General features: G+C 67.9%; 15 protein-coding genes. 8 read left to right on the forward strand and 7 right to left on the reverse strand.

Translation table 11 applies throughout. The features are described from left to right. The first annotated feature begins 34 nt into the window (after positions 1-34). The 3 genes from ribH to BBJ41_RS07440 all read left to right on the forward strand — a co-directional run bounded on the left by ribH (position 35) and on the right by BBJ41_RS07440 (position 2,252). Positions 35-553: a 6,7-dimethyl-8-ribityllumazine synthase gene (gene ribH, locus BBJ41_RS07430; protein WP_011351235.1), complete on the forward strand. Its 519-nt coding sequence runs from the start codon at positions 35-37 to the stop codon at positions 551-553. After that, entirely contained in the window at positions 550-987 is a 438-nt protein-coding gene (nusB, locus tag BBJ41_RS07435; protein WP_069745967.1) for a transcription antitermination factor NusB, read from the forward strand. Before ribH ends, nusB begins: the two co-directional genes overlap by 4 nt. Positions 988-1,055: 68 nt before the next feature. After that, entirely contained in the window at positions 1,056-2,252 is a 1,197-nt protein-coding gene (locus BBJ41_RS07440) for a pyridoxal phosphate-dependent aminotransferase (protein WP_069745968.1), read from the forward strand. 105 nt (positions 2,253-2,357) lie between these two features. Here the strand turns inward: BBJ41_RS07440 and BBJ41_RS07445 are convergent, their stop codons facing one another. After that, complete coding sequence (locus BBJ41_RS07445) at positions 2,358-3,485, reverse strand: lytic transglycosylase domain-containing protein (RefSeq protein ID WP_069745969.1); 1,128 nt, start codon at positions 3,483-3,485, stop codon at positions 2,358-2,360. Positions 3,486-4,081: 596 nt separating this feature from the next. Here BBJ41_RS07445 and BBJ41_RS07450 point away from each other — a divergent pair. Both BBJ41_RS07450 and BBJ41_RS07455 read left to right on the forward strand, forming a co-directional pair. Next, a complete protein-coding gene (locus BBJ41_RS07450; RefSeq protein ID WP_069745970.1) occupies positions 4,082-5,638 on the forward strand; it encodes a UbiD family decarboxylase in 1,557 nt (518 codons plus the stop codon). Positions 5,639-5,696: 58 nt separating this feature from the next. Then, positions 5,697-6,365 carry a LysE family translocator gene (locus BBJ41_RS07455; protein WP_069747619.1) on the forward strand — a complete coding sequence of 223 codons (669 nt, stop codon included), beginning with the start codon at positions 5,697-5,699 and terminating at the stop codon, positions 6,363-6,365. Positions 6,366-6,483: 118 nt separating this feature from the next. Here the strand turns inward: BBJ41_RS07455 and BBJ41_RS07460 are convergent, their stop codons facing one another. Further along, entirely contained in the window at positions 6,484-6,789 is a 306-nt protein-coding gene (locus BBJ41_RS07460) for a hypothetical protein (protein ID WP_027783774.1), read from the reverse strand. A 515-nt stretch (positions 6,790-7,304) separates the two neighbouring features. Here BBJ41_RS07460 and BBJ41_RS07465 point away from each other — a divergent pair. Further along, positions 7,305-8,234, forward strand: coding sequence for a Rossmann-like and DUF2520 domain-containing protein (locus BBJ41_RS07465; RefSeq protein WP_069745971.1), 930 nt, complete (start codon positions 7,305-7,307; stop codon positions 8,232-8,234). A 76-nt stretch (positions 8,235-8,310) separates the two neighbouring features. Further along, positions 8,311-8,874, forward strand: coding sequence for a YggT family protein (locus BBJ41_RS07470; RefSeq protein WP_027788138.1), 564 nt, complete (start codon positions 8,311-8,313; stop codon positions 8,872-8,874). A 9-nt stretch (positions 8,875-8,883) separates the two neighbouring features. Here BBJ41_RS07470 and BBJ41_RS07475 read toward each other — a convergent pair whose 3' ends face one another. The 5 genes from BBJ41_RS07475 to BBJ41_RS07495 all read right to left on the reverse strand — a co-directional run bounded on the left by BBJ41_RS07475 (position 8,884) and on the right by BBJ41_RS07495 (position 12,005). Next, complete coding sequence (locus BBJ41_RS07475) at positions 8,884-9,234, reverse strand: DUF190 domain-containing protein (protein WP_069745972.1); 351 nt, start codon at positions 9,232-9,234, stop codon at positions 8,884-8,886. Between the two features lie 24 nt (positions 9,235-9,258). Continuing rightward, the gene (crcB, locus tag BBJ41_RS07480; protein WP_069745973.1) at positions 9,259-9,645 is read right to left on the reverse strand and encodes a fluoride efflux transporter CrcB; all 387 of its coding nucleotides are present in this window, start codon (positions 9,643-9,645) and stop codon (positions 9,259-9,261) included. A 328-nt stretch (positions 9,646-9,973) separates the two neighbouring features. After that, the gene (locus BBJ41_RS07485) at positions 9,974-10,846 is read right to left on the reverse strand and encodes an SIR2 family NAD-dependent protein deacylase (RefSeq protein WP_069745974.1); all 873 of its coding nucleotides are present in this window, start codon (positions 10,844-10,846) and stop codon (positions 9,974-9,976) included. 182 nt (positions 10,847-11,028) lie between these two features. Continuing rightward, entirely contained in the window at positions 11,029-11,409 is a 381-nt protein-coding gene (locus tag BBJ41_RS07490) for a TIR domain-containing protein (protein WP_069747620.1), read from the reverse strand. Next, positions 11,406-12,005, reverse strand: a complete 600-nt coding sequence (locus BBJ41_RS07495) for an NUDIX domain-containing protein (protein WP_069747621.1) — start codon at positions 12,003-12,005, stop codon at positions 11,406-11,408. The genes BBJ41_RS07490 and BBJ41_RS07495 overlap by 4 nt, the downstream gene beginning before the upstream one ends. Positions 12,006-12,085: 80 nt before the next feature. Between BBJ41_RS07495 and BBJ41_RS07500 the strand changes: the two genes are divergently transcribed. After that, a complete protein-coding gene (locus BBJ41_RS07500) occupies positions 12,086-12,841 on the forward strand; it encodes a DeoR/GlpR family DNA-binding transcription regulator (protein WP_069745975.1) in 756 nt (251 codons plus the stop codon). The last annotated feature ends 53 nt before the right edge of the window (positions 12,842-12,894 follow it).

Genomic DNA, 12,894 nt, shown 5'->3' on the forward strand with positions numbered 1-12,894 from the left:
CCTATAACCGTTCATCCACACCACGGACAAGATCATGGAAATCGGACAATACCAACCGAATCTCGAAGGCGACGGCCTGCGTATCGGCATCGTGCAATCGCGCTTCAACGAGCCCGTGTGCAACGGCCTCGCCGACGCGTGCGTCGAAGAACTGGAGCGCCTCGGCGTCACCGGTGAAGACGTGCTGCTCGTGTCGGTGCCCGGCGCGCTGGAAATCCCGCTCGCGCTGCAAAAGCTCGCGGAAAGCGGCCAGTTCGACGCGCTGATCGCACTCGGCGCGGTGATCCGCGGCGAAACGTACCACTTCGAACTCGTATCGAACGAGAGCGGCGCGGGCATCACCCGCATCGGCCTCGACTTCAACCTGCCGATCGCAAACGCGGTCCTGACGACCGAAAACGACGAGCAGGCCGTCGCGCGCATGACCGAAAAGGGTCGTGACGCCGCGCGCGTCGCCGTCGAGATGGCCAACCTGACGATGGCGCTCGACCAACTCGGCGACGACGACGAGGACGAAGAAGAAGACGAAGACGACGAAGAGGAGCGCGCATGAAGAAGAGCGCCCGCCGACAATCGCGCGAGCTGGCGACGCAGGGCCTGTATCAGTGGCTGCTGTCGAACGCGCCCTCCGGCGAGATCGACGCGCAACTGCGCGGCGCGCTCGGTTACGACAAGGCTGACAAGGAACTGCTCGAAGCCATCCTGCACGGCGTGATCCGCGAGCACGCCACGCTCGTCGAAGCGCTGACGCCCGCGCTGGATCGCCCGATCGAACAGTTGTCACCGGTCGAACGCGCGGTGCTGCTGATCGCGACGTTCGAGCTCACGCACCACGTCGAAACGCCGTACCGCGTGATCATCAACGAAGCAGTCGAACTCACGAAGACGTTCGGCGGCTCCGACGGCTACAAGTACGTCAACGGCGTGCTCGACAAGCTCGCCGCGACGCTGCGCCCCGCCGAAACGCAGGCGCGCCGCAACGGCTGATACCGTTGTTTGTCCACGGGCGCGCAAGCGCCCGTTTTTCATTCCCCTTCCCCCGCTCCGCCCGACCGATGAATACCACCGCCGATTCGCTCGTCACGCTCGCCGCACGCGTCGACGCGATCCAGCCCTTCTATGTGATGGAACTGATGAAGGAGGCACAGCGGCTCGAGTCCTCCGGGCGCGATGTTATCCACATGGGCATCGGCGAGCCGGATTTCACTGCGCCGGAGCCGGTCGTCGAAGCGGCCGCGGCCGCACTGCGCCGTGGCGTCACGCAGTACACGGGCGCGCTCGGCATTGCGCCGCTGCGCGAAGCGATCGCCGCGCACTACGCGCACGCGTACGGCCTGACGATCAGCCCCGAGCGGATCGTCGTGACGGCCGGCGCGTCGGCCGCGCTGCTGCTCGCGTGCCTGGCGCTCGTCGGCCGCGACGACGAAGTGCTGATGCCCGACCCGTCGTATCCGTGCAACCGTCACTTCGTGGCGGCGGCAGAAGGCCGCGCGGTGCTCGTGCCGAGCGGCCCGGACGCACGCTTTCAGCTCACCGAGGACGACGTCCGCACGCGCTGGGGCGACCGTACGCGCGGCGTGCTGCTCGCGTCGCCATCGAACCCGACCGGCACGTCGCTCGAGCCGGACGAACTGAAGCGGATCGTCGAGGCCGTGCGCGAACGCGGCGGCTTCACGATCGTCGACGAGATCTACCAGGGGCTCAGCTACGACGCGGCGCCCGTGTCGGCGCTGTCGTTCGGCGACGATGTCATCACCGTGAACAGCTTCTCGAAGTATTTCAGCATGACGGGCTGGCGGCTCGGCTGGCTCGTCGTGCCGCCCGCGCTGGTCGGCACGTTCGAGAAGCTTTCGCAGAACCTGTTCATCTGCCCGTCGGCGCTCGCGCAGCACGCCGCGCTCGCATGCTTCGAGCCGGCCACGCTCGACATCTACGAAGCACGCAGGCTCGAATTCAAGCGCCGCCGCGACTTCATCGCGCCGGCGCTCGAACGGCTCGGCTTCACGGTTCCGGTGATGCCGGACGGCGCGTTCTACGTGTATGCGCATTGCGGTGGCGTCGCTCACCCGGCGGCCGGCGACAGCGACGCGCTCACGCAGGCAATGCTGCACGACGCGGGCGTCGTGCTGGTGCCGGGCATGGACTTCGGTGTCCATGCGCCGCGCGACTATATCCGCCTGTCCTATGCGACCGCCTACTCGCGGCTCGAAGAGGCTGTCGAACGGCTGGCGACGCTGTTCGGTCAGCACTGACGCCACGGCCGGCACGCCGGCCTTTACGCGCACCCAAAAAGAAAAGGCACCTGGATCGGGTGCCTTTTTCATTTCCTGCCGACGGAACCGCGCGGTACGCGCGCGTTATGCGCCGAGCTCCGAATGGTCGCCGTGCGATTGCTTCGCGGTGTCGACGCTCGCGTCATCCTGCGACGGTGCTTCCTTCGGCGTTGCCGTCTTCACCGACGTCGTGCTGTCGAGCGTCGCGTGCACGCGCTTCGCGCCGCCTGCCGCGGCCGTCACTGCCGCAGCCGTGACGATCGGCTTGGTCGGCTGCGCCGGTGCCTGCGGTGCGTTGACCGGCACGCTGCGGCCGCGCGCCACATCGCGCAGGCGACCGCGCTCGGCCATCACTTTCGAGCCGTAGCCGTTGTCGTCCGGGTTCGTCGAGCCGTTGTACAGGCGCAGGCCGGTCGCGAGCGAGCCGCCGCGTGCGATGCAGTCCTTCAGCACGAGCGCGCCGACCTGGAGATTCGCGAGCGGCTGCAGCGCGGTGTCGGTGCCGCCGAAATACTCGAACTTGTCGGAGTGGACCTTCGACATGACCTGCATCAGGCCTTGCGCCCCGACGCCGCTTTCGGCGTACGGGTTGAAGCCCGATTCGATCGCCATCACGGACAGCAGCAGCAGCGGATCGAGGCCGACGTCGCGGCCGGTCTGGAATGCCGCCTTGACGAGCTGGCCGAGCGGCTCCTGCGCAACGCGATAGCGGCGCGACAGGTAGGTCGCGACGAGCGCCTGTTCGCGGTTCGACGCAAGCGCACGATCGTCACGCGCATCGGCTGCCACGCGCTGGATCGGAATCAGTTTCGCGAGCGCGACGGGCGACGGGCCGTTGCGGGCCGCGTCGGACGCATCGCCGCTCTGCGCGGCGGCAGCTTCCGGTGCGACGTCGAGGCCGACCGCAAGCGCATCCGTTTCGGGACCGTCTTCCTGCTGCGGCTGCACGCCGGCAGGCGCGAAGTTTGGCAGCGGATGACCGGACAGCAGACGAGCCGGTCCGGCCTGCACGGCCGCGGATACGACCGGCATCAGCTTCGCGGCGAGCGTGCCGCGCACGGTCGGCAGCAGCCACAGGGCAAGCGCAACCGCAACAGCGAAACAGCCGACAACGCTGAATAGGTGGTGACTGACACGCGTCCCCCGACGCAGCATGTTGCGCACGATTTGTGCATGCTGCTCAGTGGGACGCCACGATAACCAAGCGTTCATTCAGATCATCTCCCATGAACATGACTCGTGCGGCTCGCTCAGCTCGATGGCGAGACAGAATACGCGCCGCGGAATCACGACGCCGCACGCCTTGGTTATGACGTGCAGGCATCGGAGAAACGGTATAAGTACCGTTCGAGGCCACGGTGTAAGAGGGCCGGCGCCTTCGCACATTGGGCGAGGCGGGCATACGCGGTGGCACCCACGCAAAAAACCAGCGTCTGGTAGCGCTGGCTGAGACTACGACTAAGGCCGTCGGATACGCCGTGCAGGTTTCGGCGGACGGTGACGCGTTGCGTCAAAGATCGGTGATTGGCGGCTCGAAGCCTTTTACCCTGCAACCAATGTGAGCGGATTCTAGCAGGGTTTTATAGATCGTCAACACTATAAAACCGTGAAATTATAACAAAAAGTAATTTAAAACCGCTCTTCAGATCGGGATCCCCCTGCCGTAGGGGGTTTGCGCGCGGTCGACTTTTTTCTCCGCCGGGCGGGCACGCGGCGGCCCGGGTAAAATCGTCGGTCGATTCGGGGCCGCAGCCGGCCGCTGCGCCCGCCCATCGCTGCCCGCCTTGCGGGCGGCCCGGACCTTCTTCATGAAATACAAAGACTTACGAGATTTCATCCAGCGCCTCGAGGCGCTCGGCGAGCTGCGGCGCGTGACGCAACCCGTGTCGCCGGTGCTCGAAATGACCGAGCTGTGCGACCGCGTGCTGCGCGCCGGCGGCCCTGCGCTGCTGTTCAACGCTCCGCCCGGCCATGCGTTTCCGGTGCTCGGCAACCTGTTCGGCACGCCGCGCCGCGTCGCGCTCGGGATGGGCGTCGATGCGGGCGACGACGCCGCGCTCGGTTCGTTGCGCGATCTCGGGCGGCTGCTGTCCGCGCTGAAGGAACCCGACCCGCCGAAGAGCCTGAAGGACGCCGGCAAGCTGCTGTCGCTCGCGAAGGCCGTGTGGGACATGGCACCGAAGTCGGTATCGTCGCCGCCGTGCCAGGAGATCGTCTGGGAAGGCGCCGACGTCGACCTGAACAAGCTGCCGATCCAGACCTGCTGGCCCGGCGATGCGGGGCCGCTCGTCACGTGGGGCCTGACGGTCACGCGCGGGCCGAACAAGTCACGCCAGAACCTCGGCATCTACCGGCAGCAGTTGATCGGCCGCAACAAGCTGATCATGCGCTGGCTCGCGCATCGCGGCGGCGCGCTCGACTTCCGCGAATTCGCGCTGCAGAACCCCGGCAAGCCGTATCCGGTCGCGGTCGTGCTCGGCGCAGATCCGGCCACGACACTCGGCGCGGTAACGCCAGTGCCCGATTCGCTGTCCGAGTATCAGTTCGCCGGGCTGCTGCGCGGCAGCCGCACGGAGCTCGCGAAGTGCCTGACGCCCGGCGTCGACACGCTGCAAGTGCCCGCGCGCGCGGAGATCGTGCTCGAAGGCTTCATCCATCCGCAGGAAGGCGCCCCTGCCCCCGCGCCGGCCGGCGCACCGCCGCGGCCGGCCGGCAACGCGTCCGCCGCGTACGAACACGCGCTCGAAGGCCCGTACGGCGACCACACCGGCTACTACAACGAGCAGGAGTGGTTCCCGGTGTTCACGGTCGAGCGCATCACGATGCGCCGCGACGCGATCTACCACTCGACCTACACGGGCAAACCGCCGGACGAGCCTGCGGTGCTCGGCGTCGCGCTCAACGAGGTGTTCGTGCCGCTGCTGCAGAAGCAGTTCACGGAGATCACCGACTTCTACCTGCCTCCCGAAGGCTGCAGCTACCGGATGGCCATCGTCCAGATGAAGAAGAGCTACGCGGGCCACGCGAAACGCGTGATGTTCGGCGTGTGGAGCTTCCTGCGGCAGTTCATGTACACGAAGTTCATCGTGGTCGTCGACGAGGACGTGAACATCCGCGACTGGAAGGAAGTGATCTGGGCGATCACGACGCGCGTCGACCCCGTACGCGACACGGTGATGGTCGACAGCACGCCGATCGACTATCTCGATTTCGCGTCGCCGGTTGCCGGCCTCGGCTCGAAGATGGGGCTCGACGCGACGAACAAGTGGCCCGGCGAGACGAACCGCGAATGGGGCCGTCCGATCGAGATGGATGCGGCCGTGAAGGCGCGCGTCGACCGGCTCTGGCAGGAGATCGGGCTCTGACGCCACACGGCCGGCGCCCGCCGGCCCACGCACCCTACCCACCACAAGAACGACGATGATGAGCTTTCCGCCCGCCGCCATGCTGTCCGATGGTTTCCTGCTGTCGCTTTCGCTTTGCCTCGACATCGGCCTCGTGAACGTCGCGATGCTGTCGCTGACGCTGTCGCACGGCTTCCGGCCGGGCTTCTGGCTCGGCGTCGGCTCGTGCGTCGGCGATCTCGTCTACGCGGCGCTCGCGCTCGCGGGGATGGCCGTGCTGCTGCAGTTCGAGGCCGTGCGCTGGGTCGTGTGGATCGGCGGCGGCGCCGTGCTGCTGTTCCTCACGTGGAAGATGGCGCGCGAAGCGCTCGCGCCGGCCAAGGCGGCCGGCGGCGATGCCGACGATGCCCCGCAGCCGCGTGCGAGCGCGCGGCGCAGTTTCCTGCGCGGGATGCTGCTCGCGATGTCGTCGCCGAGCGCGATCCTGTGGTTCGCGGCGGTCGGCGGCGCGCTGATCGCAAAGGCCGGCGCGACTACACCGGTCACCGCGTCGGTGTTCCTGTCGGGCTTCTTCCTCGGCGGTCTCGCGTGGACGCTCTTCATGTGCACGCTCGCGAGCCAGGGCCGCAAGCGCGCAGGCGCGGGGCTGATGCGCGCGTGCCACGTCGCGTCGGCGCTGCTGTTCGCGTATTTCTCGTACAGCGTGATCGTCGGCGGCTACCGCGACCTGATCGTGCACGCGGTGTAATCGAAACCGAACTGAACGGGCCGCGCACAAAGCGGCGGCCCAATGAAAAAAACGGCGCAGCGCCCCTCGCGGGACGTTGCGCCGTTTTGCCACGCGCGGTCAAGCCGCGCGGGCCCAATCAGCGACGCCAGTAGCCGTGATGGCCCCAGCCGCCGTAACCGTGACGCCAGTACGGACGGCCGTAGTAACCGCCGTAGCCGCCGACGACCACCGCAGGCGGCGGCGCATAGTAGGCCGGTGCCGGTGCGTAGTAGACGGGCGGAGGCGGCGGCGCGTAGTACACGGGCGGCGGCGGTGCATAAACGGGGTATGCGGGTGCGACCGGGATACCGATGCCGACCCCGATCGACACGTGAGCCTGCGCAGCGCTTGCGGCACCCAGGCCCAGCGCGGCGGCGGCGATGAACGGAATGAGCTTTTTCACTTCGATTCTCCTGCTGGAGCGGTATTTTATGCGCTCCTGTCGGCAACGGCGGGCATGCACGTCGCATGGGACCAATGTAGCGAAAACCCGCCCCTCGCGTACCGCGCATTTGTTGCAAATTGCAATTGCACGCGGCCGCAGCCGCCGTGCGGCGCGGCTTCCCCCGCCGGCCGCGACCCTTGCCGGCCGCGCGATTCCGTCCGACGAGTCGGGTCGCGACACGGCGACCGGTCAGTCTTACCGGATCCGGCGCACCTGGCAGGCACGCGTGCGTAATGAACGATTACAAATTTGAGACAAGATGCCGACAATTCAAGCGGGATGTGCGCGCGATATGTTTCGGGGTCGGATTCCTCGATCGTGATTCGACCGGGCTGACGGACGCCGCGACGCGTACGGATCGCGCCGCGCACCGGTAATCCATACCTGCATCTGCGCGGAAATCGACCGCCCGCGACCACGCCTTCATTCCTGCGATACTGGCGGCTGCTCCGTTTTCGCATCTGTCCGCTGCCATGCCTCTCCCCGACCCACCCCGCCTCGGCTTCATCGGCGCCGGCCGTCTCGCGCGCTGCGTCGCGCAGCGCTTTGCGCAGGCCGGCTTTCCCGTCGTCGCGATCGCGAGCCGCACGCCCGAATCGGCCGCGGCGCTCGCTGCGCGCATCGACGGCTGCCAGGCGGTCGATACGCCGCAGCAGGTCGCCGACACCGCCGACCTGATCTTCCTGACCGTCCCCGACGACCACCTCGCGTCGACCGCCGCGGCGCTCCGCTTCGACGCATCGCGCGCCGCGCGGCAGGCGGTCGTCCACTGCAGCGGCGCATCGGCCGTCGACCTGCTCGATCCGGCGAAACGGCAAGGCGCGGCCACCGGCGGCTTCCATCCGCTCTACCTGTTCGGCGGCACGGACGCCGACCTCGCGCGCATCGACGGCTGCTCGGTCACGATCGAGGCCGACGGCGCGCTGCACACGACGCTGATGCGACTTGCTGCCGCACTCGGCTGCCATCCGCTGTCGATTCCGGCCGGCGGCCGGATGCTGTATCACGCGGCTGCGCACTACGCGGCGAGCTTCGCGCTGTGCGGGCTGTCGGAAGCGGTCGAGCTGTGGCGCGGCCTCGGTTTCGACGAGGAAGCCGCGCTGCGCGCGCTGCTGCCGATGCTCGCCGGCACGATCGAAACCGCCCGCGACAAGGGGCTCTCGAACGCACTCTCCGGCCCCGTGTCGCGCGGCGATAAGGGTATCGTCGAGCGCCAGCTTGCGCTGCTCGAAGCGCGCGGCGGCGATCACGCGACGCTGTACGCGCTGATGACGCGCCGTGCGGTCGCGCTCGCGGCGAAGCGCGCCGCGCCGCCGGCGTCGCTGCCGGCGCTCGCCGACGCCGTCGAAACGTCGCTCGCGCGCACGGCCGCGCACCCCTCCCCGCCGCGAGACGAGGCGTGATAAGGTGTCGGCCGATGCGCCGCCATCCGGCGTTGGCGGCCGCGCGCTACTGACTGTATAAAAAAGGATGCCAACGATGTTCGGCGAGATCGCCCGTTTTCTGCTCAATACCATCTTCACGCTGTTCGGCGCCGCGCTGATCCTGCGCGTCTGGATGCAGGCCGTTCGCGTGCCGCCGTACAACCCCGTCACGCAGGCCGTGCTGCAGGCGACCAACTGGCTGGTGCTGCCGCTGCGCCGCGTGATCGCGGGCGTGCGCGGCATCGACTGGGCCAGCGTCGTCGCCGCCCTGCTCACCGCGCTTGTCTACGTCGTGCTGATGGTCGTGATGGCCGGCTTCGATCCGGCCGCGGTGATCGCGACGCTCGTCGTGGTCGCGCTGCTCACCGTCGTGAAGTGGGCGCTCAATCTCGTGATCTGGATGACGATCCTGATGGCGCTGCTGTCGTGGCTGAACCCGCGCTCGCCGGCGATGCCGATCCTCTACCAGCTCACCGCGCCGTTCCTGAACCCGCTGCGCCGCGTGATCCCGAACCTCGGCGGCATCGACCTGTCGCCGATCCTGCTGTTCGTGATCGTGCAGGTGCTGCTGATGATCGTCACGCGCGCCGCCGTGTCGCTGACGATGTTCGGTATCTAAGACGTTGCCCTATGCCGCCGGCCCCTGCGCCGGCGGTACGCCGAGCGTGTCGATCACGCCGAAGCACGCCGGAATCATCGCGTAACACACCCGCACCTTCTCGTGCGACAGCCGCTCGAGCAGCCGCTGCGCTTCGTCCTCGGTGACGATGAATTCGACCTCGATCGCGAGCGAACCCTGCAGTTCGAAGAAACGGTCCTCGTGCAGCACGCGATGCTGACCGAAACCAGCCATCGCGCGAAACGCGGAACCGCCCGCGACACCCATCCGGTTCGCCTCGTCGAGCAGCCATTCCCACAGCGGCTTCCAGTGCAGCCGATGCTGCTCGTGCACATAGAAACGCAAGAAAACCTTGTCCATCGCGCCCTCCGATGGGCGGCACGCTCAAGCCGCCGCGAGCCACGCGCGCGCGGTCCACATGCCGAGCGCCGTCAGCGTGAACGATCCCATCAAGTGTAGGGCAGCCACCGCAAACGCCCATCCGAATTCGCCCTGCAGCGCATGCGTCATCACTTCGACCGAATAGGTCGAGAACGTCGTGAGACCGCCAAGGAAACCGGTGATCACGAACAGCCGCCACTCGGGCGGCAGCCCGACGCGGGTCGTGAACACGACGGCGGCCACGCCGATCACGTAGCCGCCGATCAGGTTCGCCGCGAGCGTGCCGAGCGGCACCTCGGGAAAGAATTCGTTGAGCGCGAGACTCAGGAACCAGCGCAACAACGCGCCAAGGCCGGCGCCGACGAAGATCGCGACTATCGAATAGAACAAGGGCACTCCTCGCTGACGACGCCGCGTGGCGGATGCGGCCTACGCTGAACTGTATGCGGAATCGCGTCGCGGCCGCAATGCCGGTGAAACGGCCACCAGGGCTCGCTCCATGCTGTCGGAAAAACCGCGGACGGCAGCGACGTTCACGGTGTGACGGCCGGGTTCAACGGCAGTTGCAGCAATGCCTGCAATGCTGCACGCTGCACGCAGCACGCAGCACGCAGCACGCAGCTGCGACCACGTGACGGAGATCGGTTCACCACAGGCGCCGTCGCTCGTGCAGGCGGGCGTCGCCCAGCTGTAACTGCACGCCCCCGGCGCGTGATGTTCAGCCGCCGCGCCACGCACGGTCGAGCGCGGTCAACGTCGCCAGCGCGCCGCCCTTCAGCCCGATCACGTCCGCCCGGCGCGCATGCGCTTCGCGCGCGTTGATGCGGATCACGTCGGCGCCGAGCCGTTCGCTCAGCATCCGCACGGTCGGAATCGCGGTGCCCGCACCGATCTCGACCACGACGACGCGTCCGGCCTGCGCGATCCAGTCTTCCAGTGCGCGCTCCTGCGCGTCGTAGCGTTCGCCGAGCCAGCCGGTATCACCGAACATCAGGATGTTCGGCCGCGCGAGGCCGCCGCAGCGCGGACAGCGCGGTGCTTCGCCGACCAGCCGGCACGTGGCTTCGTCGACGTCCGGCACGAACGGCGCCGCGTCCCATGTGTCGTCCGAACAGGGACGCAGGCACTGCATCGCATGGATCGAACCGTGAATCTCGACGATGCGCGCCGGATCGAAGCCGGCTTTCTGGAACTGGCCGTCGACGTTGCTCGTCAGCACGAAACCGCCGTTCGGCATCGCGTCGATCCAGCGGCGCAGGATCGCGAAGCCCGCATGCGGAACCGTCGCACGGTAGAGCGCGAGACGGTGCCCGTAGAACCCCCACGCGAGCGGCGCACGCGCACGGAACGCGTGCGGCGACGCGATCTCGTGGAATTCGAAACGCTCGTGGCGCAGCGCCGGATACGCACGCCAGAAACCGTCCGTGCCGCGGAAATCGGGCAACCCGGAATCGACGCCGATGCCTGCGCCCGCCGTCACGAGCAACGCGTCGGCGCGCGCGAGCGCATCGACGGCGGACGCGACGAGGTCGGCGGGAAGTTGCAAGGCGGCAGAGGAATCGTCGGAGTCGGCGGAATCGGAGAACGGCATGATCGGGCAGCGGTAACGTCAGGCGGTGTGCGGATGGCGTCGCGATCATACGCCGGTTCGGGCGTCGCGCCGCATGCGCAATGCCACGGCATGACGCTGCGCTCGTCCGGCCGCCGGTGATGCAGGCGTCGGCCGATGCGGGAAAGCGTCAGGCAACCATCACCCTGCGCCTCCCCGCCCGCTCAGCTATCCGAATCGTCTTGCGCGACCGGAATCTCGTCGACCGAGAAGTAAACCGGCTTGCCGAGGCGCCGCGCAAGGCTGACGTCGGCGTCGGCCCCACGCGACGCGCCGTCGATCCGCCATACCGCATCGCAGCGTCGCAGCAGCCGGTGCGCGGCCGGATACAGGAACGCCTCGCTGATTTCATCGCCGACCTGCCGCGACCCGGCCGCGACGGAAAGCGGCAACGACACCCATTCACCGATCATCGGCACGTGCCCGCGGCGGTACACGTCGAGCGCCGCCGCTTCGAGCCGGTGCAGGTTCGCGGCGATGCGCGCGGAGTCGCCGTCGGTGCCGCTACGATAGGGGCCGGCGACCAGCACGAGCAGCGGCGTCATGCCGTGCCCGCGCATGCGGTTTCCCGCAGCGCGACGTACTGCAGCAGCATGATCGTCTTCGCATCGACGATCTCGCCGCGCTCGATGGCGTCCAGCGCCGCCTGCAGCGGCATCTCGACGACCTCGAGATCCTCGCCCTCCTCCGCGACGCCGCCACCGTCGCCGGTGCGCAGCGACGCGTCGTATTCGCCGACGAAGAAATGCAGCTTCTCCGTCACCGAGCCCGGGCTCATGAACGCCTCGAACACCTTGCGCACGCCGCGCACGCGGTAGCCGGTTTCCTCCTCGGCTTCCGCGCGGATGCGCGCCTCGGGCGTCGCATCGTCGAGCAGGCCGGCGGCGGCCTCGAGCAGCATGCCGTCATGCCCGCTGACGAACGCCGGCATCCGGAACTGCCGCGTCAGCAGCACGTCGCCCGTGCCGGCATTGCGCAGCAGGATGGTCGCGCCATTGCCGCGATCGTAGGTCTCGCGGCTCAGGCGCTGCCACGTTCCGTCGCGGCGCAGGAAATCGAACGTCACCTTCTTCAGCACATACCAGTCGTCGGACAGCACCGTCGTGTCGACGATGCGGACCCGGTCCCGCGTTGCAGCCATCGCAGCCTCCATTCGACAAAAGACGGTGCTCATGGTAACGTGCATTTTCGTGCAACTTCAAGAATTTTCGTGCAAACACGATGCTGACGACGCAACGCAAGAAAGCGATCCTCGACGCGCTCGCGCGCGACGGCCAGGTGCTGGCGGTCGAACTGAGCGCGCAATTCGACGTCTCCGAAGACACGATCCGCCGCGACCTGCGCGAGCTCGCGGCCGAAGGCCTGCTGCAGCGCGTGCACGGCGGTGCGCTGCCGGCGTCGCCGGCCGTCGCGCCGTTCGCGCAGCGCGAGGCGCTCGAAACGGCCGAGAAGCGGCGCATTGCGCGGCGCGCCGCGCAGATGATCGCGCCCGGGCAAGTCGCGATCGTCGACGGCGGCACGACGTCGGCGCTGCTCGTCAGCCAGTTGCCGGCCGACCTGCACGCGACGATCGTCACGCACAGCCCGAGCGTCGCGGTCGCGCTGGCTGCGCATCCGTCGATCGACGTGATCCTGATCGGCGGGCGGTTGTACAAGCATTCGATCGTCGCGGTCGGCGCCGCGGCGATGGAAGGCATCGCGCGCATTCATGCGGACCTGTACTTCATGGGCGTCACGGGCGTGCATCCGGTCGCGGGATTGAGCACCGGCGATTTCGAGGAAGCGGCGATCAAGCGCGCGCTGGCCGAACGCGCGGCCGAGACGGTCGTGCTCGCGTCGCAGTCGAAACTGCGCGCGGCATCGCAGTTCGTGATCGGCGACATCACGCTCGCGCAGACCGTGGTGGTCGAGAAGGAAACCGAGGCCGCGCTCACGAAGCCGATCGAAGCGGCGGGGGTGACGGTCGTGCGCGCGTAGCGACGCGACGGCGGGCTTGGGCTTGGGCTTGGGCTTGGGCTTGGGCTTGGGCT

Origin of the sequence: Burkholderia stabilis (assembly GCF_001742165.1) — a bacterium.
GTDB lineage: Bacteria > Pseudomonadota > Gammaproteobacteria > Burkholderiales > Burkholderiaceae > Burkholderia > Burkholderia stabilis.

What these genes read in the sequence shown, in the direction of transcription:
- BBJ41_RS07450 (WP_069745970.1), top strand. Translation starts at nt 4,082, where the DNA reads ATGAAATACAAAGACTTACGAGATTTCATCCAGCGCCTCGAGGCGCTC.
- BBJ41_RS07465 (WP_069745971.1), top strand. Translation starts at nt 7,305, where the DNA reads ATGCCTCTCCCCGACCCACCCCGCCTCGGCTTCATCGGCGCCGGCCGT.
- BBJ41_RS07495 (WP_069747621.1), bottom strand. Translation starts at nt 12,005, where the DNA reads ATGGCTGCAACGCGGGACCGGGTCCGCATCGTCGACACGACGGTGCTG.
- nusB (WP_069745967.1), top strand. Translation starts at nt 550, where the DNA reads ATGAAGAAGAGCGCCCGCCGACAATCGCGCGAGCTGGCGACGCAGGGC.
- BBJ41_RS07470 (WP_027788138.1), top strand. Translation starts at nt 8,311, where the DNA reads ATGTTCGGCGAGATCGCCCGTTTTCTGCTCAATACCATCTTCACGCTG.
- BBJ41_RS07475 (WP_069745972.1), bottom strand. Translation starts at nt 9,234, where the DNA reads ATGGACAAGGTTTTCTTGCGTTTCTATGTGCACGAGCAGCATCGGCTG.
- BBJ41_RS07485 (WP_069745974.1), bottom strand. Translation starts at nt 10,846, where the DNA reads ATGCCGTTCTCCGATTCCGCCGACTCCGACGATTCCTCTGCCGCCTTG.
- BBJ41_RS07500 (WP_069745975.1), top strand. Translation starts at nt 12,086, where the DNA reads ATGCTGACGACGCAACGCAAGAAAGCGATCCTCGACGCGCTCGCGCGC.
- BBJ41_RS07455 (WP_069747619.1), top strand. Translation starts at nt 5,697, where the DNA reads ATGAGCTTTCCGCCCGCCGCCATGCTGTCCGATGGTTTCCTGCTGTCG.
- ribH (WP_011351235.1), top strand. Translation starts at nt 35, where the DNA reads ATGGAAATCGGACAATACCAACCGAATCTCGAAGGCGACGGCCTGCGT.
- BBJ41_RS07440 (WP_069745968.1), top strand. Translation starts at nt 1,056, where the DNA reads ATGAATACCACCGCCGATTCGCTCGTCACGCTCGCCGCACGCGTCGAC.
- BBJ41_RS07445 (WP_069745969.1), bottom strand. Translation starts at nt 3,485, where the DNA reads ATGAACGCTTGGTTATCGTGGCGTCCCACTGAGCAGCATGCACAAATC.
- BBJ41_RS07490 (WP_069747620.1), bottom strand. Translation starts at nt 11,409, where the DNA reads ATGACGCCGCTGCTCGTGCTGGTCGCCGGCCCCTATCGTAGCGGCACC.